Raw genomic sequence first — 20,893 nt, 5'->3', positions numbered from 1 at the left:
TCCGGTCGGAGGTGCCCATGCCAGAGTCGAGCATCGTGGTCCGTCCCGAGCCCGGCGGCGCTCCCTCGAGCCGGCTGCAGGCGGCCGGACTGGCCCACGCCACCGGTGTGTTCGAACAGCTCGCGGCGACGGTTCCGCTGCCATCCGCGCCGCTTCCGATCGTCGTCGCCGACTATGGCGCCGCCACCGGCTACAACTCACTGCTTCCGATCGGCGCCGCCATCGCCGCCTTCCGCCGGCGGACCCGGCCAGACCATGCCGTGTTGGTCGCCCACACCGACCTGCCGGACAACGACTTCACCGCGTTGTTCACCACGCTGGCAGAGGATCCCGACAGCTACGTCCGCAAGGACACGGCCAGCTTCCCGTCGGCGATAGGCCGGTCGTTCTACGCCCAGATCCTGCCCTCGCAGAGCGTCACCCTGGGTTGGACGTCCTGGGCGACCATGTGGCTGCGCCGGCCCGCCGCGGAGCTACCCGGATTCGCCGACCACGTCCACGTCGAGCACAGCGACGACGACGCCGCGCGGCGCGCCTACGCGCGCCAGGCCGCCCAGGATTGGCATGACTTCGTGGCGTTCCGCGGCCGGGAATTGAGCCCCGGCGGGAAGCTGCTGGTGTTGACCGCAGCCGTCGACGCCGCGGGACGATCGGGCTACCGGCCGCTGCTCGATGCGATCGTCGCGGTTCTCGACGAGCAGGTGCGCGAGGGCCGCCTGACCCGGGACGAGGTCGCCCGCATGGCGATCCCGGTGCTCGGCCGCAGCGAGAAGGAACTTCGCGCGCCGTTCGCCCCCGCCGGGCGGTTCGAGTCGCTGACGATCGAGCGGCTGGAGGTGTTCGACGCCGAGGACCGGTTCTGGGACCGATACCTGCTCGACGGCGATGCGGTCGCGCTCGGCGCCCAGTGGGCCGCCTTCGTCAGCGCCGCCGTATTCCCCACGCTGGCCGCCGGGTTGACCGGCGGGACCGACGATCAGCGCGCAGCCGACTTCGTGCGTCACCTGGAAGCCGGCGTCGCCGCCCGGCTCGCGAGCAACCCGCAGCAGGTGCAGATTCCGCTGGCGCTGGTCGTTCTGGCCAAGCAGCGCTAAGGGCTGACCGGGCTCTCTGTGGGTTCTGGGGCCGGGGTCTCCGGAAACTCGGGCAGAGTCGGCGGAATGGTTTCGGGGCTGGGCGCGAACGCCGGCGGCGGCTCGAACGTCGGTGACGGTGAGGTGGTGGTGGCGGTGGAGGAGACGGTGGTCAGCACGCCGGAGTCCGGTCCGGTGTCGGCGGCATGCCGCAGCACCAGCACGGCGACCGTGCCCAGCAACATCGCGACCAGCGCAGCCAGGATCACCACCGCGACCGGCCGCTGATACCACTCCACGCCACCCTGGCCGCCGATCACGTCGGGTTCCGGTGCCGTGGGCTGGCGTGGCGGAACGGGAGCCGGGCGAGCCGGCGGTGGCGTCACCAACGGTTGCAGCCCCGCATCCGGGGCACTTTCGGGGGTCGGCGGCGGAGCGTGCTCCGGCGGCGAGACCGACTCGGGGAACGGTGGCGGCGCCACCGGCGGCGGCGCCTTCTTCGCGATGGTCACCACATTGCCGGCGACGCTCAGCGCGGCGCCGATAGCCGCCGTCAACTGTGGTCGCGGCGAGCTGATTACGGCGGCCCCAAAGCGTTGCGACAGGCCGGTGGTGACCGTCGGCATGTTCGCCCCACCGCCAACCGACACGATCGCCGACAGCGCATCGGGAACAATCTCGTTGTCGTCCAAGGTGTCCTGCAAGACCGTGAAAAAGCCGTCAAGGGGCTGGCGCAGGGCCTCGTCGAGTTCTGCGCGGGTCAGCCACACGCCGCCGTGGAACCCCGCGAGTTCGGCCACCGTCTCGGACGACAACTGTTCCTTGGCGTCACGGCATTGGCTGCGCAGCCGGGTCAGCGACCCCACCGTCGGAGGGCCGTCGCCGTTGCCACCCAGATCGGCGACCACGTGATCCAGCAGCGCCTGATCGATCACGTCTCCGGACAAGACGGTGCTGCGGCGGGTGGCGCTGATCGGTTCGAAACCCCGGCCCGCGTCGACGAGGGTGACATTGGTTCCGCTTCCCCCGAAGTCGCACACCGCGATGATCCCGTGGTCTGGTAGACCCGGATTCGCTTGCAGCGCAGTCAAAGCTGCCGTCGTATCGGAGATCAGCGACACCGGATGCTGCGCCCACTCCGAAACCCGGCCCAGCGCGGTACGCAGCGCACCGACCGCGTCACGCGACCAGTGCGCGGGATAGGTGACCGCCACCGCCGGCGGTATCGGACGTCCCTCGGTCACCGCATAGGCCAGGGCATGCAACCCATCAGCGAGCAGTTGCTCGGCACGGTGGGTAGACCCGTCACTCGCCACCACCGGCCTACCGCCGCCGACCCGATCCACGAAGTCGGTCACCACGAGTCCACGGTCGTGCAGGTCAGAACTCACCGCGGAATTCTCCGAGGGCATGCCGATTTGGGATGGCCGATCCCGGAACAGCGTCAGCACGGGCCGACGGGTGATCGCGCGGTCGGCGGTTACTGCCGCCAATGTGGTCGCCCCGACGGACATCCCCAACGCGGGGCCTGTCTCTTGCGCCATGCTGTCCCATCCACGGTGTCATCCGGCGATCAGAGCGCACCGGTCCGCGCAATTTTATCGATGAATATCCGATATACCCGGTATTGCAGCGCCGTTGGTGCGCCGGAGAAGGGCCACCGACGGCCACTCCGGACGTCTAGCATCTGGTCATATGCGCGCGCCGAGCCCCGGTGCATCCCGCCCGGCGTTGAGTGCCTGGCGGTTCGTCACGGTGTTCGGCACCGTCAGCCTGCTGGCAGATTTCGTCTACGAGGGCGCTCGTTCCATCACCGGGCCGCTGCTGGCGTCATTCGGCGCCACCGGCCTGGTGGTCGGCACCGTGACGGGAGTCGGCGAGGCCGCCGCGCTCGGCCTGCGACTGGTGTCGGGACCGCTGGCTGATCGGACCCGACGCTTCTGGGCCTGGACGATTGCCGGGTACGTCCTGACCGTGCTGACCGTGCCACTGCTCGGTGTTGCCGGCACGCTCTGGGTTGCCTGCGCCTTGGTGATTGCCGAGCGGGTCGGCAAGGCGGTCCGCAGCCCCGCCAAAGACACCTTGCTGTCGCACGCGACCAGTGCCACCGGCCGTGGCCGGGGCTTCGCCGTGCATGAAGCGCTCGACCAGGTAGGTGCGGTGATCGGTCCGTTGACCGTGGCCGCGGTGCTGGCACTCACCGGCGGCGACTACGCCCCCGCGCTGGGTGTGCTGGCGTTACCCGGTGCCGCAACGCTGGCCCTGCTGGTCTGGCTGCGGCTGCGGGTGCCCGAGCCCGCGAGCTACGAACCCGGCGCGGCGCGCGCCCACCCGACGCGCGGCGACGCCGGGCGGTTGCCGGCGGTGTTCTGGCGGTACTGCGGGTTCGTCGCGCTGACGATGATCGGTTTCACGACCTTCGGCTTGGTGTCGTTTCACCTGGTCAACCGCGGTTTGCTGCCGGCGGCAGCGGTCCCGGTGCTGTATGCGGCGGCCATGGTCGCCGACGCGCTGGCGGCGCTCGCCTCGGGGTGGTGCTATGACCGGTTCGGCGGCAAGGTCTTGTTTGCCCTCCCGATTCTGTCGGCTGCCGTCGCGGTGTTCGCCTTCGCCGGAAACGTCCCCGCGGTGGTGGCCGGGGCGCTGCTGTGGGGTGCCGCGGTGGGCATTCAGGAGTCGACGCTGCGTGCCGTGGTCGCCGACCTGGTCGCACCGGGGCGCCGGGCCAGCGCCTACGGGGCATTCGCCGCCGCGCTGGGCGGGGCCGCCGCGGCCGGCGGAGCGCTGACCGGCTGGCTCTACGACGTATCGGTCCACACGTTGATGGCGTCGATCGTGGGAATCCAACTGCTCGCGCTCACTGTCGGGGGTGTGTCCAAAGTTTGCTCGGGCGACAATCGCCGGCAGTCATCTCACCGACACCAGACAGACATCTCCCAGTAACCAGCGACCATTCGGCAGCGATCTCAGTTTTGACTCAGAACTTCGCTATGAGCCACTCAGCGTGCTGCTCATCAGTGGGTCAGCCTTCACTGAATACGTTCACTGCCAGGGGTGTCTGCTGCACACGACACGATTCTTATGCCACCATGTACCGGTGAACCCACGTCGGATACTTCGTTCCCTCGGTGTTGTTCTGGCCCTGACCTGGCTGCTGCACAGCACCGCCGCCATCCCTGCCCCTGCCTCCGCCGAGCCGTGTCCCGATGTCCAAGTATTGTTTGCTAGAGGCACCGGTGAGGAAGCCGGCCTCGGCGAGACCGGGCAAGCATTCGTCAACTCGCTACGGGCCCGGTTGCCGGACCGTCCGGTGGACGTCTACGCGATCGACTACCCGGCCACCAATGACTGGCCGACAGGCATTGAGGGCATCCGTGACGCCACCGCCCACATCGAGGCCACTGCGGCGAACTGCCCCAAGACCAAGATGGTGCTCGGCGGCTTCTCGCAGGGCGCCGCGGTGATGGGCTTCTCCACCGCCAACGCCATCCCAGACGGCGTGGAAGGGGTCGATATACCACGGCCAATGCCCCCGGAAGTGGCAGACCACGTCGCCGCCGTGGTGCTCTTCGGAACTCCGAACGACCGGGCGATGAATTTCCTCGGCCAGCCGCCCTTGGCCATCGGCCCGGCGTATGCCGCCAAGACCATCCAGCTGTGTGCGCCCGAAGACCCGGTCTGCTCCGAGGGACTGAACTTCTCCGCGCACGCACCGGGCGCCTACGACGGGATCGCAGACGAAGGCGCGGCCTACGCGGCAAACCGGCTCTAACCACCGTGTTCGCCCCGCAGGACCAGCTTTGCGGTTTGCTGATTCGCGACCCGCGGGCCACCGGCACGACCGGGGCATGTCAGCATTTAAGGATGAATTTGCGTAACACTGTTCGCACCTTCGCTGCCGTGGTGATGCTCACCGGGACCCTGGTGGCCGCGCCGATGGGCATTCCCGCCGCAGCCGCAGAGCCCTGCCCGGACGCCGAGGTGGTGTTCGCCCGCGGCTCCGGTCAGCCCGTCGGACTCGGTGACGTCGGTGAGGCCTTCGTCGGTTCCCTGCAGGAGCAGTTGCAGGGCGTGAACGTCAACGTCTACCCGGTCGAGTACCCGGCGAGCACCGATTACCACAACAGCGCGGTCCTCGGTGAGAGTGACGCCACCGCCCACATTCAGGGCACGGTCGCCAACTGCCCCAAGACCAAGCTCGTGCTCGGCGGCTACTCCCAGGGCGCCAGCGTCATCGCGATGTCCAGCAATGCGCTGCCGGCTCCGGTCGCCAACCACGTGGTCGCGGTGGCACTGTTCGGCCCGCCGTCGAGCCCGTACTCCACCTCGTTGTGGGGCGGTCCGCTGCCGGTCCTCGCCGCGTCCTACCGCCCGAAGACCATCGACTTCTGCCTGGCGGGCGACATCTACTGCGAAGACAGCGGCAGCGTCGTCCCGCACCTGATGTACGTACAGGACGGCAAGACCGTGGAGGCCGCGACATTCGTGGCGAATCGGGTCACGGGCGGCCAGAGCGTCAGCTAGCACGCTCGGCCGGACCGAAGCCGGCCACGGCGGCGGGTCAGAGCACCGTCGTCCGGTCAGAACAGGGTCGGGATCCGCGCATCGATCAGGTGCGGTCCCGGCTCGGCCACGGCCCGGCGGAACTGTTCGGCGAGTTCCTCGCAGGTGGTGGCTACCGTCGCCGGCACCCCGAAGCCCTCGGCGATCTTCGCGAAGTCCATATTCGGCCGCGACAGGTCGAGCAGATCGTTTGCCTTCGGCCCACCGCCCTGCGCACCCACCCGGGCCAGTTCCAGGCGCAGGATCGCATACGAGCTGTTGTTGATCAGCACCGTGGTCACGTTCAGGTTCTCGCGCGCCATCGTCCACAACGCGGAGATGGTGTAGGCCGCACTGCCGTCGGCCTGCAGCGCGATCACCGGCCGGTCCGGTGCGGCCACGGCCGCACCCAGAGCGACCGGCAGACCCTGCCCGATCGCGCCGCCGGTCAGCGTGAGCACGTCGTGACGTGGCGCGCCGGCGGTGGCCGCGGGCAGCATCAGGCCCGAGGTGTTGGACTCGTCGGAGATGATCGCGTTGTCAGGCAGCAGTGCCCCGATCACCTGTACCCAGTTCTGCGGGGTGAGCTGCCCGGTCGGGAGTTCGGGGACGGCGGCGGGTGCCGGCCGCGGCTGCACGCCGGAATCCACCGCATCGGCCAGCTGCTCGAGTGCGGCCACCACATCGGTCTCGAGGCCGGCCAGGTTGTGTACGACGCAACCCTCGGGAACCAAGTCACTGGGCTTGCCGGGGTAGGCGAAGAACGACACCGGAGCCCGCGTGCCGGCCACCACCAGGTGCTTGATGCCGTCGAGTTGGAAGGCGGCCTGCTCCGCCAGGTAGCCAAGCCGGTCGATCGCCGGGACCCCGGCGCCGCGGACGAGCCGGGCCGGGAAAGTCTCGACCAGAGCACGAGCACCGGTTGCGGCGACTATCCGGTCGGTGGCCTCCAGAGCGCGTACATCGGCGACAGCGGGCCCGCCGATCAGGATCGCCACCGGCTCGCCGCTGCCCAGCACGGCGGCGACATCGGCGACGGCCTGTGCGTCGGGAGCAGCCGCGGGGACCGGTTCGACCGGCCCGGCCGCCCGCGCGCCGTCTTCCCAGGAGATGTCGGCGGGCAGAATCAGGTTGGCGACCTGTGCCGGACTGGCCAGTGACTGCGCGACCGCTTCGGCGGCGTCGCGCCCCACGTCGCCGCCGCTGCCGGTGCGGCGCACCCAGCCGTGGGTCCAGTCGGTCAGCGGTTCGATGTCGGATTCCAGCGGCGCGTCGTACTTCTTGTGGTACGTGGCGTGATCGCCGATGACGTTGACCACCGGCACGTGCGCCCGGCGGGCGTTGTGCAAGTTGGCCAAGCCATTACCCAGCCCGGGCCCCAGGTGCAGCAGGGTGGCAGCGGGCTTTCCGGCCACCCGGGCATACCCGTCGGCGGCACCGGTGACCACGCCTTCGAACAGGCACAGCACCCCGCGCATCTGCGGCACCGAATCCAAGGCGGCCACGAAATGCATCTCGGAAGTACCGGGATTGGCGAAGCAGACCTGAACCCCGCTGTCGACCAAAGTGGCGATCAGGGCCTGTGCTCCGTTAGTCATGTGGCTGCCTTTCTTGCCGGGCACCGAAGTTTGCGGGACGCGCGCGATCTGCTGCCTATAGAAGCACGCCCGGATTGAGGATCCCGGCGGGGTCGAAGGCATCCTTGATTCGGCGCATCAGGGCGATCTTGACCGGATCCTCCAGCTCCAGGAAATGCTGCGTCTTGAGCCGTCCCAGGCCGTGCTCACCGGAGATGGCGCCGCCGAGGGCCATCGCGGCCGCGAAGATGTCGTGCAGCAGCCGGTGGCGGACCTCGTCGTCGGCGCAGAACACCGCCAGGTGGACGTTACCGTCACCGGCGTGTCCGCAGCCGACCACACCGGCACCCGCCGACTGGGCGAATTCTTGTGCCTTGGTGAGGAACTGGTGCATCTCGGCCCGCGGTACCACCACGTCGATGACATCGTGGGCCCCGGCGGCCTTGGCCGTCCAGAACGCTTTCTCGCGGGCTTCGATCAGGGCGTGCGCTGAATTACCCTCCAGCACATAGACATCAATGGCCCCCAGCGAGCCCAGCAGTTCGCCCAGCATGGCCACGTCGTCATCGAGGCGCTCACGGTCGCGGTTCTCCACCCCCACCACCAGGTACGCCTCCGCGGTCTCACGCACCGCGTCGGGGATGCCCAGGTTCAGGTTCTGCGAGTAGCTGATCGCGGCCAGGGTGAGTTTGTCGACGTATTCCAGGATCACCGGGTCCACGCCGCTGCGCACCGCCGCCGGCACCGCACGCAGCACCGCGGGCAGATCCGGAAACGGCGCCAACAGCGTGGCGGAGTGCCCAAGGCGGGGGTAGAGCCGAACCGTGACCTCGGTGGCCAGCGCGCACGTGCCCTCGGAGCCGATGATCAGCTGGGTCAGGTCATAACCGGTGGACAGCTTGGTGATTCGGCCGCCGGCGCGGATCAGCTCGCCAGTCGGCAACGCAGCCTGCAGGCCGAGCACGTTGTGCCGCGTGACCCCGTATTTGACCGCGCGCATGCCGCCGGCGTTGGTACCGACGTTTCCGCCGACACTGGCGGACAGTTCGCCCGGGAAGACGGTATACATCAGCCCCGCCTCGGCCGTCGCGGTGTCGAGGTCGGCCAAGGTGACGCCGGGTTGCACCACCGCGACCTGATTGTCGGTGTCGATCTCCAGGATCGCGTTCATCCGCTCGAAGGAGATCAGCAGACCGTCGGGGCACGGCCGCGCGCCCGCGGACATGCCGGTGCCGGATCCGCGGGCGGTCACCGGAACCTTGGCTTCGGTTGCCGCGGCCAGCAGCGCCGCAACCTGCTCGGCGGTCTGTGGGCGGGCGACGTAGCGCGGCGTCACCGGCGCTCCTACCAGCGCCTCGTCATGGGCGTAGTCGGGACCGATCTGCTCGCCGGTCAGCAGTCCGCCTGCTCCGACGATGTCGGCGAACTGCTGTGCGACGCCGGTGTCTTGCGTGGCCATCCGTCCCTACTTCCCAAATCCGGCGTCACGTAGCGCCTGAGCCATCGACCCGCCTGCCGGTGCCGCATCCCGCCGCCCGGCACCGTTGCCGGGACGCCGCCCACGATTCTGCTTGGCGTTGTCACCGCGCGCAGCCGGTTTGGCCGCCGGGCCGCGGGAGGATGTGCCGGGCTTGTCCGCCGGCTTGTCCCCCAGCCGCAGACTGAGCCCGATGCGCTGGCGGTCGACATCGACGTCGACGACCTTCACCTTCACCACCTGGCCGGAACGGACCACCTCGTGCGGGTCGGACACGAAGCGGTCGGCCATGGCCGAGACGTGCACCAGACCGTCCTGGTGCACCCCGATGTCGACGAACGCTCCGAAGGCGGCGACGTTGGTCACCACCCCCTCCAGGACCATGCCCACCTTGAGGTCGGCCACCTTCTCCACGCCCGCGGCGAAGGTCGCCGTCGAGAACGCCGGCCGCGGGTCACGTCCCGGCTTCTCCAACTCGGCGAGGATGTCGGTCACGGTCGGGACCCCGAACCGGTCGTCGGCGAAGTCGCCGGGTTGCAGCGACCGCAGCAATCGTTCGTCGCCGATGATCTCGGCCAGCGACACTCCCGAGCGGTCCAGGATGCGCCGGACCACCGGGTAGGCCTCGGGATGCACCCCCGAGGAGTCCAGCGGGTCGTCACCGTCGCGGATGCGCAGGAAACCGGCGCACTGCTCAAATGCCTTGGGCCCCAGCCGTGGCACGTCGAGCAGGGCGGCCCGGCTGCGGAACGGACCGGTCTGGTCACGGTGCGCCACGATGGCCTCAGCCAGCGACTCCGACACCCCGGACACTTTGGCCAGCAGCGGGGCCGAGGCGGTGTTGAGGTCAACACCCACGGCGTTCACCGCGTCTTCGACCACCGCATCGAGGCTGCGCGCCAGGGTTCCCGGTGTCACGTCGTGCTGGTACTGGCCGACGCCGATGGACTTCGGTTCGATCTTGACCAGCTCGGCCAGCGGATCCTGCAGTCGCCGCGCGATCGACACCGCCCCGCGCAGCGTGACGTCCAGATCGGGTAGCTCATGCGCGGCGTAGGCCGACGCCGAGTACACCGAGGCGCCGGCCTCGCTGACCATCGCCTTGGTCGGTGCGGGAGCACCGGCGGCCTTGAGGTCGGCGATCAGCTCGGCGGCCAGGGCGTCGGTCTCGCGCGACGCGGTGCCGTTGCCGACGGCGATCAGGTCGACGCCGTGCCGGGCCACCAGTGCGGCCAGTGCCGCCTTGGCCTGATCCCACTGCTTCTGCGGCTGGTGCGGGAAGACCGCGCAGGTGTCGACGACCTTGCCGGTGCCGTCGACGACGGCGACCTTCACCCCGGTGCGAAAACCCGGGTCCAACCCGAGCGTGGTGCGGTTGCCCGCCGGTGCGGCCAGCAGCAGGTCTTTGAGGTTCTTGGCGAACACCGCCACCGCGTCCTGCTCGGCGCGTTGCTTTAGGCGCATCCGCGCGTCAACTGCTGCCGAGAACGCCAGCCGGGTGTCCCATGCCCACCGAACGGTGTCTGCCAGCCAGGGCGTCGCGGGGCCGGGGGCCGTCATATCCACACCCAGCGACTTGGCCACCATCGCCTGGTAGGGCTCGTTGTCGCCGCCGTCGAAGGACAGCGCCAGAGCGTCTTCCTTCTCACCCCGCAACACGGCCAGCACCCGGTGCGACGGCATGGTCTCCAGCGCTTCGCTGAACTCGAAATAGTCCCGGAATTTCTGCGCCGCAGCGCTTTTCGCAGCGTCTTCGGAGCGCGGCGCGGTTGTCAGCGAGCCGGACGACCAGAACTTCTCCCGGACCGCGCCCACCAGCTCGGCATCCTCGGCGGCGCGTTCGACCAGGATGGCGCGGGCACCCTCCAGCGCGGCCGCGGCGTCGGCGACCTCCTCGCCGGTGTACTCCGAAGCGAGCTGCTGCGGGTCCAGTGCCGGATCGGCCAGCAGCCGGTCGGCCAGCGGCTCCAGGCCCGACTCCCGCGCGATCTGCGCCTTGGTGCGGCGCTTGGGTTTGTAGGGCAGGTAGATGTCCTCGACGCGAGCCTTGGTGTCGGCCGACAGCAGCGCGTTTCGCAACTCGTCGGTGAGCTTGCCCTGCTCCTCGATCGAGGACAGCACCGCAGCCCGGCGGTCGTCGAGCTCGCGCAGGTAGCGCAGCCGCTCTTCCAGGGTGCGCAGCTGCCCGTCGTCGAGGCTGCCGGTGACCTCTTTGCGGTAGCGGGCGATGAACGGAACCGTCGCCCCCTCGTCGAGCAGCGCGACGGCCGCCGCGACCTGCCGTTCGGCTACTTCCAGTTCGTCGGCAAGGCGGGCGTTCACCGGTTTGAGGGTCAGGTTCGCGGTCACGCCGACGGACCCTACCGAACGCCGCTGACAGTTCCTGGGTGCGGCACGGCGTGCTGGATCACCATCAGCTTGAACAGCGTTGCCGCCAGGCAATTTCGGGTGATTCATCCACAGTTGCCCGGTTCATCCACAGATCACCGTTCGAGCCCCGGTGTTCGCACAAATGTTCGATAACGTGGGGATATGTCTGATCAGGTCCTTCCCCCCGCTGCGGCGGCGCGCGCGGCTATCCGCGCGGATCTGACACTGATCGACGACGCCCAGGCACGGCTGAGGGCGGCCGACACGGACCTGGTCGGCAACGCGTTTCGCGTCGAAATGGCCGAACACCTCGAAACCCAACACCGTGTCAACCGCGGCCTGTCCTACCGCATCTTCGGCGAGATCGCCGACCCTGCCGACGGTCCCGACGACCCCCGGCTACCCGCAGACACCAAGATCGCCGACCTGCTGTGGTCACGCCTGCGCATCACCCGCGCCGAGGTCCGGCGTCGTTTCCGCATCGCTGCCCGCATCCGACCGCGCCGCAAGCTCACCGGACCCCCGACTCCGCCGGAGCTGCCCGACGTCGCCGCCGCGGTCGAGGACGGCCGTATCGGTGATGACCACATCAAATCGGTCACCGCAGCCCTCGACCAGCTACCCGCGCATGTCGCGCCAGCCGACCGGGAGGCCGCCGAACGCACCCTGGTCCGCCACGCCACCGAACAGGACGCTGCCTTCGTCACCATCATGGGTCACGCCATCGCCGATGTCCTCAACCCCGACGGCAACTTCACCGACGAGGACCGAGCGCGCCGCCGCAACCTCGTCCTGGGTCGCCAAGGCCCCGACGGGATGAGCCGGCTATCCGGCTGCATCGACCCCGAAACCCGCGCCTATCTGGAGGCCGTCATGGCCGCAGTACGCCCCGGCCACCGGCGGCCCGGTAACTCTGAAGAGCGCGATACCCGCTCATCGGGACAACGCGACCACGACGCACTCAAGCTCGCGCTGCGCCACAGCATCGAGTCCGGCTCCATGGGCACCCACCGCGGGGTTCCCGTGACCGTCATCGTCACCACAAAACTCGCCGACCTCGACCAGGCGACCCGCGCCATGACCGACCCGGATAGCCCGATGCCGGCTCCGGCCCGTACCGGCGGCGGCAGCCGCCTGCCGATGCGTGATCTGATCCGCATGGCGGCCAACTCGATTCACTACCTCGCGGTGTTCGACAACCACTCCGAGCGGCCGCTGTATCTGGGCCGCAGCAAACGCATCGCCACGCTGGATCACCGGATCATCTGCCACGCTCGCGACCGCGGCTGCACGAGGCCGAACTGCACCGAGCCCGGCTACCACTGCGAAGTTCACCATTCGACCGACTGGGCACACGATGGCCGCACCAACGCCGACGAGCTCTACTTCGCCTGCGGCGGCGACCACGGCGCTGCCACCCGCGGCGACCTCCAGACTCACGTCACCGAGCAAGGCCGACTGGCGTGGACCGACGGCACCGGCCCGCCCCAGATCAACCATCTCCACCACCCTGAGGAACTTCTCGATGACGTCGAAGACCCATAGCGGCGGACTCAAGCGCCGCGGCCCAAACCGCGAGAAGATGGCACCGTGACGACCTACGCCGAGATCCGCAACAACGCGCCGCTCTGGCCGGGTGTGATGGACCGCGCACTGCTCGGCAATCGGCAAGCGCAAGCCGCCCTATACCTGGCCGACATGGCCAAGCGGGGCAAGTGGAGCACGGTGATCCGTGAGCTCGACCGCGGCGATCACGTGGTCGATATCAAGGCGTGGCGGCCGGGAGGCAAGTCCTGGCTGACGGTGCTGCATCAGGCCGGCTGGCACGGCGCGTCCCCGGACGTCGCGTCCTGGCTGATCGAGCGGGGCGCGCTGCGCTCACAACCGGACGCCGCCGGTCGCACCGCCTATGACCTCGCCGTCGAGCACCGGCGGTCGGCCGAACTGCTGGAGGTGCTCCAACCACCGCCGGCGCCGCTGGACCATGACCGGATCGCAGCGCTCAACATCCAGCTCACCGCCGTGATCGACGACCTGATCCAACACCTGTTCCGGGGTGGCGACCTGCGCCAGATGCTCCGCTATCCCCCGGTCGAGGTGCTGCACGAGCTGCCCAGAAGACAACTGTGGTTCCCAGTGCCGTATCTGTGGGGCGGATTCCGGATCGGTCTGCGCGACAACGACATCGAGATGGTCGGCGGCTATCGAGAACTCGACCCGGTCGGTGACGTGCACGTTGCGACGGTCGGCTATCTCATCACACCCGAGGGCCCGTCGCAGGTCTACGAAGGCTATGAATAGCCGCTGATCTCGCGCAACTGTCCCTTCGCGATCTTGCCGCCGGATGAGCGCGGCAACTCGTCGATGACGACAAGGCGTTCCGGCAACAGCTCTTTGGACACCCCGAGTGCCAGCAGGTGCTCGACGAGTTCGGCCAACTCGAGGGTGCCGCCGTCCGCGCGTGCCACCTCGGCGAGTTCGACGTAGACGCAGACCTTCTCGCCGAACACCTCGTCGCGCATCGGCACCGCCGCGGCCACCGCGATCGCCGGATGGGTCATCACCGCGTCTTCGACCTGGGCGGCGCTGATGTTCTTGCCGCCGCGCAGAATGAAATCCGATGTCCGGCCGGTGACGCTCAGATAGCCGTCGGCGTCGATCTCGCAGATGTCCCCCATGCGCATCCAGCCATCGGCGGTGAACAGCTTGTCGTGATCGACGCCGTTCAAGTAGCCGAGGCTGGTGGCCGGCCCCCGGCAGGCGGGCTGCCCACGGCCGGTGTCGGTCACATCGGTGTTTCCGTCCTCGCCGCCGAAGAGCCGGACCGCCATCTCGCCGACGATTCGCCCACCGGTCCGCAACCGCCGCTCCAACGAGTCGTCGAGGGTGGTGGCGCTGAGCACCCCGGTCTCGTTGGAGCCGTAGAACTGCAGGATTTTCGCCCCGGTGAGCTCCTCGAACTCCGCGGCCGGCCGGTAGGGCAACGCCTCCCCGCCGGTGAACACCACCCGCAACGAGCTCAAATCGAACTCGCGGCTGGCCGGATCCGCCATCATCATGGTCAATTGCGTGCTGACACAGCACAATACGGTGACCCGGTGACGTGCTATCGCGGCACAGGTCGCGGCTGCGGTGAAGCGGTCCAGCAGGATCGCCGTAGCGCCGAGGTGAATCGGGGTGGTGTGGCTGGTCCAGAGACCGAAACCGAACGGCGTGGGAATGATCGGCAGGAAGACGTCCCCGGGGCTCAGTTGCCCGTTGGCGACGGCCAGCTGGTGAAAGTAATGCCAGCGATTCTGGGTGTGCACCACGCATTTGGGCAGTCCGGTGGTACCGGAGGTGGAGTTGATCAGGAAGACGTCATCCGGTCCGAGTTGCGGTCCCGGCACACCGATTTCGGCGGCGGTTTGCAGCTCGTCAATGCTCAGCGCTGCGATCTCGAGTCCGGCCGCGGCGGCGTGCCGCTGCTCGTCGGTGATCAGCAGCCGGGCCTGCGAGGCGGCCAGGATCGCGGACACCTCCCGGGTTCCGGCCCGTGCACCAATACCGACCACTACCGCCCCGCACCGCTCGATCGCCACGAACAGCACGTGGATGGCCGCGGAATCGCGATGCCACACCGCGATCCGGTCTCCGGGACGAACCCCGGCACCTGCCAGCCGCGTCGCCAACTCCTGCGCCGCGATGTCGAATTCCGGCCAGGTCAAGCCTGCACCCAGGTAGTCCATATAGGCGTCCCGGGCGGGGAATCTCTGGGCATTGCGGCGCACCGCGTCCGACAGCGTGGTCTGCGACCACCAGCCGACGGCGTGATAGTGGGCGGCCTCGGCGGCGGTGTAAGCCGGTGATTCCCAGTCGATCTCGGGAGACATCGTCGCTCACCGCCTTCGGTCACTCGATATCAGTAGATGTAGTCTTCGCCGCTCGCTCGCACGGTGATGTCGCTGATACTGATACCCCAGGGCTGGTCGATGACGTGCACCACCGCCTCGGCGAGGTCTTCGGGGGTGATCAGCCAGTACCTCACCGAGTCGATGTCGGTCTGCTCGGGGTCCAGGGTGCCCTCGGCGAACGCGGTGACCGACCGCATGTAGCTGTCACCGCGGGAGCCGACGATGCCCATGATCGCCGCGCCGTTGACCACTCCTCTGCCGAGGTTGGTGCCCAGAACCCCGGTCGGCTTGACCGTGGTCACCTTGATTTTTCCCTTCGCCTCGCTGCGCAGCGAGTCCGATAGGACGGTGACCGCGGCCTTGGTCGCGCTGTAGACGCCCGAGCCGGCCACACCGGCGTTGCCGTAGATCGAGGAGATGTTGACGACATGGCCGCGGCCCTGCTCGATCATCTGGTCGTAGACCGCCGAAATGCCGTTCACCACGCCCTTGATGTTGATGTCGATCGCCCGGTGCCAGTGCTGCCAGGCCTTCTCGTGATCGGCGAAATAGGCCAGCGGCATCACACCGGCGTTGTTGACGATGACGTCCACCGCGCCGAAAGTCTGCACCGCGTGTCGCACCGCGGCTTTCATCTGCTCGATGTCGGTGACGTCGGCCACCTGATAGGTACCGGACAGGCCGGCCTCGCGGATCCCGTCGAAGACCGCCGCAAGGTTCTCGGCACCGATGTCGACGCCGACAACGCGGGCCCCGGCGGCGGCGCACTTCTCCGCGATCAGTTTGCCGAATCCGCCCCCGGCACCGGTGATGACGACGACCTTGTCCTGCAGGTGCTGCGACATAGTCGGCCAGTTTAGGTGGCCGCGGCCGCGCCAGTTGCCACCGCCCGATTTGCTCGGCGACAGGCCGAGCGTTCGGACGTCCGGTAACGGGTCCGGACGTTATGTTTACTTCGTGAAGCGTCGAACGGCACTGGGGCTACCCCTCCTGCTGGCGGCGGGTCCCACCTTGAGCCGGCTCCCGCGGGCCGGCGCGGACCCCGGCCGGTGGTCGATCGACCGGGTAAATCGCTGGTACCAGGCGCAGGGTTGGCCGGTCGGCTCCAACTACATCACCTCCACCGCGGTCAATCAGCTCGAGATGTTCCAGCCGAGCACCTTCGACCTGCGCCGGATCGACGCCGAGTTGGGCTGGGCCCGGTCGGCCGGCTTCAACACCGTGCGGGTGTTCTTGCACGACCAGCTGTGGGCCGCCGATCAGCGGGGCTTTCAATACCGGCTGGGCCAGTTCGTCGCGGTCGCGGCTCGCCACCGCATCAAGCCGATGTTCGTGCTGTTCGACTCCTGCTGGGACCCGCACCCCAAGGCCGGACCACAGCTGGCCCCCCGAGTGGGCATCCACAATTCGCGGTGGGTGCAGAGTCCCGGAGCCGAACGGCTCGGAGACCGCAGCTACTACCGAACCCTGTATGACTACGTCACCGGTGTGATGACCCAGTTCCGGTATGACGAACGGGTGCTGGCTTGGGACCTGTGGAACGAGCCGGACAACATGGCCCGCGAGTACAGCTCCGTCGAACGGTCGGACAAGCTGGATTACATCAGTGACCTGCTGCCCCAGGTGTTCAGTTGGGCGCGTTCGGTCGACGCCCGTCAGCCGCTGACCAGTGGGATCTGGGAGGGCTCGCGGCAGGGCAGCACGATCGTCAACACCCAGCTCAACAGCTCCGACGTCATCACGTTCCACTCCTACGACAAGCCGGCGACGTTCAGTGATCGCATCGCCGAACTGGCGCCCCTGGGTCGGCCGATGATGTGCACCGAATATCTGGCCCGCACCCGTGGCAACACCATCGACGGGATTCTGCCGATCATGAAGCGCCACAACGTGGGCGCCTACAACTGGGGATTCGTCGCCGGGCGGACGCAGACCTACCTGCCGTGGGACTCCTGGGACCATCCCTACACCGCGGAGCCGCAGGTCTGGTTCCACGACCTGGTGCAGCCCACCGGTCGCGCGTACCGGAATCTGGAGATCATGACGATCAGCAATCTCACCGGCCGCTGACCAGCCCCATACCTGCGATGTTGGCGCTACCGGCTGATAGCGGCGCGGTTCAGTGATGAAATCATGGGCGGCAATGTCGTCGTGAGGAGTCGGTGATGGGCGAGACCGCGTCGGGTTCGCGGGCTGGGTCACGGGTGGGGCGTTACCTCCTCAAACGACTGCTGGGACGCGGCACCACCGGTGAGGTCTACGAGGCGGTCGACACCCACAAGGACCGCGCCGCCGCGGTCAAACTGCTGGCGCCGGCGTTGGGCGGGAATCCGGCGTTCCGGGAGTGGCTGCAGCGTGAGGCGCTCGTGGTCGGGCGGGTGCAGGAGCCGCACGTGGTCCCGGTTCGCGACTACGGCGAGCTCGACGGCCAGGTGTTCATCGATATGCCGCTGGTTGCCGGAGCCGACTTGGCCGCGCTGTTGAAACGGAACGGCGTACTGCCCCCGTCGCGTGCGGTGAACATCGTGTGGCAGGCGGCGTCGGCCCTGGATGCCGCGCACGGCGCCGGGGTGATCCACCGCGGCGTCAAACCGCGCAACATCCTGGTGACCAGTGACGACTTCGTCTATCTGGTGGATTTCGGACTGGCCGGCGCGCCCGGGGCCGACGCGGCCGACGCCCAGAATGCGGGCGCCCGCTGGAAGTACGCGGCGCCGGAGCTGTTCTCCGGCAGTGACTTCGGCCCAGCCGTCGACATCTATGCGCTGACGTGCGTGCTCTACCAGTGCTTGACGGGTTCGCCGCCGTACCGGGCCGACAGCCTCAAGATGCTGGCCAACGCGCATCAGAACAAGCCGATTCCGCGGCCCAGCCTTGCCGGGGCGACCATCCCGGCCGCCTTGGACGAGGTCGTCGCCAAAGGTATGGCCAAGGACCCGCAGGAGCGTTATGCCAGCGCCGCGGAGCTCGCGACCGCCGCCTATCAGGCGCTCAGCGCGCCCGATCAGCACCGGACACTGCAGATTTATGAGGCCAGCCAGCAGTCCACTCCGCCGCTGATCGAGCAACCTCAGCCGGGCTCGCCACCGGTGGAACCGACCGAGGTGCCTGCTGCCGAGCCACCGGTGCCGCCGGCCGCGACGGCCGAGGTTCCCCCGGACCCGGTGCACGAGGTGCCGACGGTCCCCGAGGCGCAACCAACCCAGTCGGTCCCGCCGCCGGCCGAGCCCACCCCGATTCCCGAGGCCGTGACCGCGGCGCGTCCCACCGGTCATCCCGGCCTGCCCCGGGTCTCGACCGCCACCGACGACTGGTTCAGTTCGTCCCGGCGACCGCGCCTGTCTCACGATCCCGCAAAACGCAAGCTGCTGCTGCGGATCGGCGCGGCCCTGATCGTTGTCGTGGGGTTGATCGCCTGGATGACGAGCCGATCGGGCTCCGACGAGCTGGGAGCCGGCGGCGACACCTCGCGGTCCGCCGCGGGGGCGAGTCAGCCCACGACGACCATGTCGCCGGCCGAGGCACAGGCCCGTCTGCTCAAGCTGCTGCCGTCGGGCTATCCGCAGGACACCTGTACGTCGACCCCGCCGTCGGCCGGCGCCATCGCGGAGGTGACGTGTGGCCGCAACGTCGACCTCGACGGCCCGCCCGCGGCGACCTACTCACTGTTCCCCGATGCCGGTGCGCTGCGCCAGAGCTTCGACAGCACGGTGCAGGCCACCACCGTCGTCACCTGTCCGGGCCGAATCCAGTCGCCGGGTCCCTGGCACCGCACCGCGACCCCGGATAAGACGGCCGGGACGCTGCTGTGCGGCGTGCGGCAGGGGTCTCCCGTGCTGGTCTGGACCAACGATGCCAACCTGACTATCGGCTCACTGCGAACCGAACGCGCCGCCCCCACTCTGGAGCAGTTCTACACGTGGTGGAGTTCGCATTCCTGACCGCCGATCCTGGCGACGCGAATAACCGCAGCCGTCAAATCCGTTAGGATTTTCGACTTGGAGTCACTGCATCACCTTCGAGATCCAGTCGAGCCGAGGAGTCAACCAATAATGAAGTTCTTCACAACTGCCGTGGCAGCCGCGGGCGCGTTGGCCGCAGCCGGTGCCGTCACCGCCGCGACCGCCAGTGCGGACGCCGGCGACGTCGCCCCCTCGACCCACCCGATCGGCACCCAGGGCACGGTGGAGAACGGGGGTGTCATCCAGGGCTGGACCGTCAGTGACCTGCGCCCCAGCTCCGATGCCATCCCCTACCAGCCTCGCGGCACCCTGTGGGAGGCCACCGCCACCGACGTGGCGATCCAGGGCACCGTCACCCCGGTGATCGCCAACCTGGGTGCGCGTTCAGCGAGCGGTCAGACCTACCCGGCGCTGTTCGGGGTGCCCACGGCGCAGGGCGTGAACCCGGCCAACCTGACGCAGGGCCAGAAGACCAGCGGCAAGGTCTACTTCGACGTCACCGGCGACGCGCCCAACAGCGCGGTGTACCAGTTCGCCGGCCACGACCAGCTGGTTTGGACCCCCGCCGCACCGACCACGTCGAGCGGCGGTTCGTCGGGTCCGGCGGCCACCGGTTCGCAGCGGGCTTCCGGTCCGGCGGCCACCGGCGCGAAGCCTGCCCAGTCAGGCACCCAGGGCGCTCCGGCCGCTACCGACACCACCCCGGCTGCAGCCGGCAGCCAGGGCACCCCGCTTCCCGCGAGCAGCCAGGGCACCCCACTGCCGGCTGAGGCCGACGGCACTCCGGCCGCTGCCTCCGGCTCGGAGGCCGCGGGCACCTCAGGCACGGCGGGCACGTCGGGCACCTCGGGCACACAAGCCCAGGGCACCGCGGGCAGCGCGGAAGCGTCGACTTCCGCCAGCGGCCCGGCACCGTCCTCGCAGCAGACCCCGGGTACGCCGAGCCAGTCGGAGGCCTCGGCTGCCGCCAGCAGTTCGGGTACGCCGCTTCCCGCCGAGGCCCCCGGTGCTTCGACGACGGAGGCGACCGGCACGACGGGCACCGGTTCGGAAGGCACCGCTTCGGCCGCGGCCGGAAACCAGGGCACGCCGCTTCCGGCGGCCACCCCCGGCACCCCGGCGGCCAGCGGCGCGAACACCTCGACCGCTTCGCACTGACCGAAGTTCTCTCGCCAGGCCGGCCCGACCTCCACTACCGCGAGGTCGGGCCGGACTCGTTCCTGGGTAGCCTGGTCCCCAGCCCGTTACGATTGAAGTACTTGAGTACCAATGTCGTCGGCATGCAGCCGATTTGAGGAGACAGTCCCATGAAGTCCATCTCGACCGCCCTGGCCGCGGGAGCACTGGCCGCCGCGGGCGCCCTCACCACCGGGATTGCCGGCGCGGACCCTGACCCGGCCCCGGCGCCCGCCCCTGCCACCCAACCGATCGGCACCCAGGGCACCGTGCCCGAAGGACCCGGAGTCCACGGCTGGACGATCAGCGATCTGCGGCCCAGCTCGGACGCCATCCCCTATCAGCCCCGCGGCACCCTGTGGGAGGCCACCGCCACCGACGAGGCGATCCAGGGCGCCGTCTTTCCGATCGTCGCCAACCTCAGTGCCCGTTCGGCCAGCGGCCAGAACTACCAGGCTTTGTTCACCGTGCCCACCGCGCAGGGCATCGCTCCCGCCGCCCTGACTCAGGGCCAGAAGGCCAGCGGCAAAGTCTACTTCGACGTCACCGGCGACGCCCCCAACAGCATGGTGTACCAAACCGGCGGCAACGATCTGATCCGTTGGGTGGCGCCGGCGCCCCAGGCTCCGCCGCAGCCCCAAGCCCCCGCCGGCGGGTCGCAGGTCCCGGCCACCGGAGGCAGCAACCGGGCGCCTGCCGCACCGGCTCGTCCCCCGGCGTCGCGGCCCGCGCACCCCGCACCGTCAGCGCCGCCGTCCGGCAGCTCCGGGACTCCGCTGCCCGAGGGCAGTTCCGGGACCCCGCTGCCCTGATTCAGCGGCTG

The 20,893-nt window shown here is 68.9% G+C and carries 16 protein-coding genes; 10 read left to right on the top strand and 6 right to left on the bottom strand.

Features of this window, described 5'->3' with window-relative positions; all coding sequences use genetic code 11:
• Positions 1–17 precede the first annotated feature (17 nt).
• On the top strand, positions 18–1,094 hold the full coding sequence (locus K3U94_RS08980) for a class I SAM-dependent methyltransferase (protein ID WP_047319491.1): 1,077 nt from the start codon (positions 18–20) through the stop codon (positions 1,092–1,094).
• On the opposite strand, the gene K3U94_RS08975 is transcribed toward K3U94_RS08980, so the two are convergent.
• Positions 1,091–2,617 (bottom strand): Hsp70 family protein, encoded by a 1,527-nt coding sequence (locus K3U94_RS08975; RefSeq protein WP_220696268.1) that lies wholly within the window; start codon positions 2,615–2,617, stop codon positions 1,091–1,093. The genes K3U94_RS08980 and K3U94_RS08975 overlap by 4 nt on opposite strands.
• A gap of 151 nt (positions 2,618–2,768) precedes the next feature.
• Here K3U94_RS08975 and K3U94_RS08970 point away from each other — a divergent pair, with 151 nt between their 5' ends.
• From K3U94_RS08970 to K3U94_RS08960, 3 genes are all read left to right on the top strand, one after another.
• A complete protein-coding gene (locus K3U94_RS08970) occupies positions 2,769–4,016 on the top strand; it encodes an MFS transporter (protein WP_220696267.1) in 1,248 nt (415 codons plus the stop codon).
• Positions 4,017–4,170: 154 nt separating this feature from the next.
• Positions 4,171–4,845 carry a cutinase family protein gene (locus K3U94_RS08965; protein ID WP_275564545.1) on the top strand — a complete coding sequence of 225 codons (675 nt, stop codon included), beginning with the start codon at positions 4,171–4,173 and terminating at the stop codon, positions 4,843–4,845.
• A 92-nt stretch (positions 4,846–4,937) separates the two neighbouring features.
• Positions 4,938–5,597 carry a cutinase family protein gene (locus K3U94_RS08960; protein WP_220696266.1) on the top strand — a complete coding sequence of 220 codons (660 nt, stop codon included), beginning with the start codon at positions 4,938–4,940 and terminating at the stop codon, positions 5,595–5,597.
• 56 nt (positions 5,598–5,653) lie between these two features.
• Here K3U94_RS08960 and K3U94_RS08955 read toward each other — a convergent pair whose 3' ends face one another.
• From K3U94_RS08955 to K3U94_RS08945, 3 genes are read right to left on the bottom strand one after another with little or no spacing between them, the layout of a single operon-like run.
• Positions 5,654–7,213 (bottom strand): acetolactate synthase large subunit, encoded by a 1,560-nt coding sequence (locus tag K3U94_RS08955; RefSeq protein WP_220696265.1) that lies wholly within the window; start codon positions 7,211–7,213, stop codon positions 5,654–5,656.
• Between the two features lie 55 nt (positions 7,214–7,268).
• Positions 7,269–8,651, bottom strand: a complete 1,383-nt coding sequence (locus K3U94_RS08950; RefSeq protein ID WP_220696264.1) for an FAD-binding oxidoreductase — start codon at positions 8,649–8,651, stop codon at positions 7,269–7,271.
• 6 nt (positions 8,652–8,657) lie between these two features.
• The gene (locus K3U94_RS08945; protein ID WP_220696263.1) at positions 8,658–11,018 is read right to left on the bottom strand and encodes a Tex family protein; all 2,361 of its coding nucleotides are present in this window, start codon (positions 11,016–11,018) and stop codon (positions 8,658–8,660) included.
• A gap of 183 nt (positions 11,019–11,201) precedes the next feature.
• Between K3U94_RS08945 and K3U94_RS08940 the strand changes: the two genes are divergently transcribed.
• Both K3U94_RS08940 and K3U94_RS08935 read left to right on the top strand, forming a co-directional pair.
• Positions 11,202–12,584 (top strand): HNH endonuclease signature motif containing protein, encoded by a 1,383-nt coding sequence (locus K3U94_RS08940; RefSeq protein WP_220696262.1) that lies wholly within the window; start codon positions 11,202–11,204, stop codon positions 12,582–12,584.
• 45 nt (positions 12,585–12,629) lie between these two features.
• Complete coding sequence (locus tag K3U94_RS08935; protein WP_220696261.1) at positions 12,630–13,340, top strand: ankyrin repeat domain-containing protein; 711 nt, start codon at positions 12,630–12,632, stop codon at positions 13,338–13,340.
• On the opposite strand, the gene K3U94_RS08930 is transcribed toward K3U94_RS08935, so the two are convergent.
• Both K3U94_RS08930 and K3U94_RS08925 read right to left on the bottom strand, forming a co-directional pair.
• Positions 13,331–14,911, bottom strand: a complete 1,581-nt coding sequence (locus K3U94_RS08930) for a class I adenylate-forming enzyme family protein (protein ID WP_220696260.1) — start codon at positions 14,909–14,911, stop codon at positions 13,331–13,333. The genes K3U94_RS08935 and K3U94_RS08930 overlap by 10 nt on opposite strands.
• Before the next feature lie 29 nt (positions 14,912–14,940).
• Positions 14,941–15,777 carry an SDR family oxidoreductase gene (locus K3U94_RS08925; protein ID WP_220696259.1) on the bottom strand — a complete coding sequence of 279 codons (837 nt, stop codon included), beginning with the start codon at positions 15,775–15,777 and terminating at the stop codon, positions 14,941–14,943.
• A 112-nt stretch (positions 15,778–15,889) separates the two neighbouring features.
• On the opposite strand from K3U94_RS08925, the gene K3U94_RS08920 reads away from it, so the two are divergent.
• The 4 genes from K3U94_RS08920 to K3U94_RS08905 all read left to right on the top strand — a co-directional run bounded on the left by K3U94_RS08920 (position 15,890) and on the right by K3U94_RS08905 (position 20,882).
• Entirely contained in the window at positions 15,890–17,002 is a 1,113-nt protein-coding gene (locus K3U94_RS08920; RefSeq protein ID WP_047319499.1) for a glycoside hydrolase 5 family protein, read from the top strand.
• 95 nt (positions 17,003–17,097) lie between these two features.
• Positions 17,098–18,873 (top strand): serine/threonine-protein kinase, encoded by a 1,776-nt coding sequence (locus K3U94_RS08915; protein WP_220696258.1) that lies wholly within the window; start codon positions 17,098–17,100, stop codon positions 18,871–18,873.
• 111 nt (positions 18,874–18,984) lie between these two features.
• Entirely contained in the window at positions 18,985–20,052 is a 1,068-nt protein-coding gene (locus K3U94_RS08910; RefSeq protein ID WP_220696257.1) for a DUF1942 domain-containing protein, read from the top strand.
• A gap of 149 nt (positions 20,053–20,201) precedes the next feature.
• Positions 20,202–20,882, top strand: coding sequence for an MPT63 family protein (locus tag K3U94_RS08905; RefSeq protein WP_047319580.1), 681 nt, complete (start codon positions 20,202–20,204; stop codon positions 20,880–20,882).
• Positions 20,883–20,893: the final 11 nt, after the last annotated feature.

This window comes from Mycolicibacter heraklionensis (genome assembly GCF_019645815.1).
GTDB lineage: Bacteria > Actinomycetota > Actinomycetes > Mycobacteriales > Mycobacteriaceae > Mycobacterium > Mycobacterium heraklionense.
The sequence above is the reverse complement of the archived record's forward strand: the minus strand, read 5'-3'. Positions and strand labels throughout refer to the sequence as shown.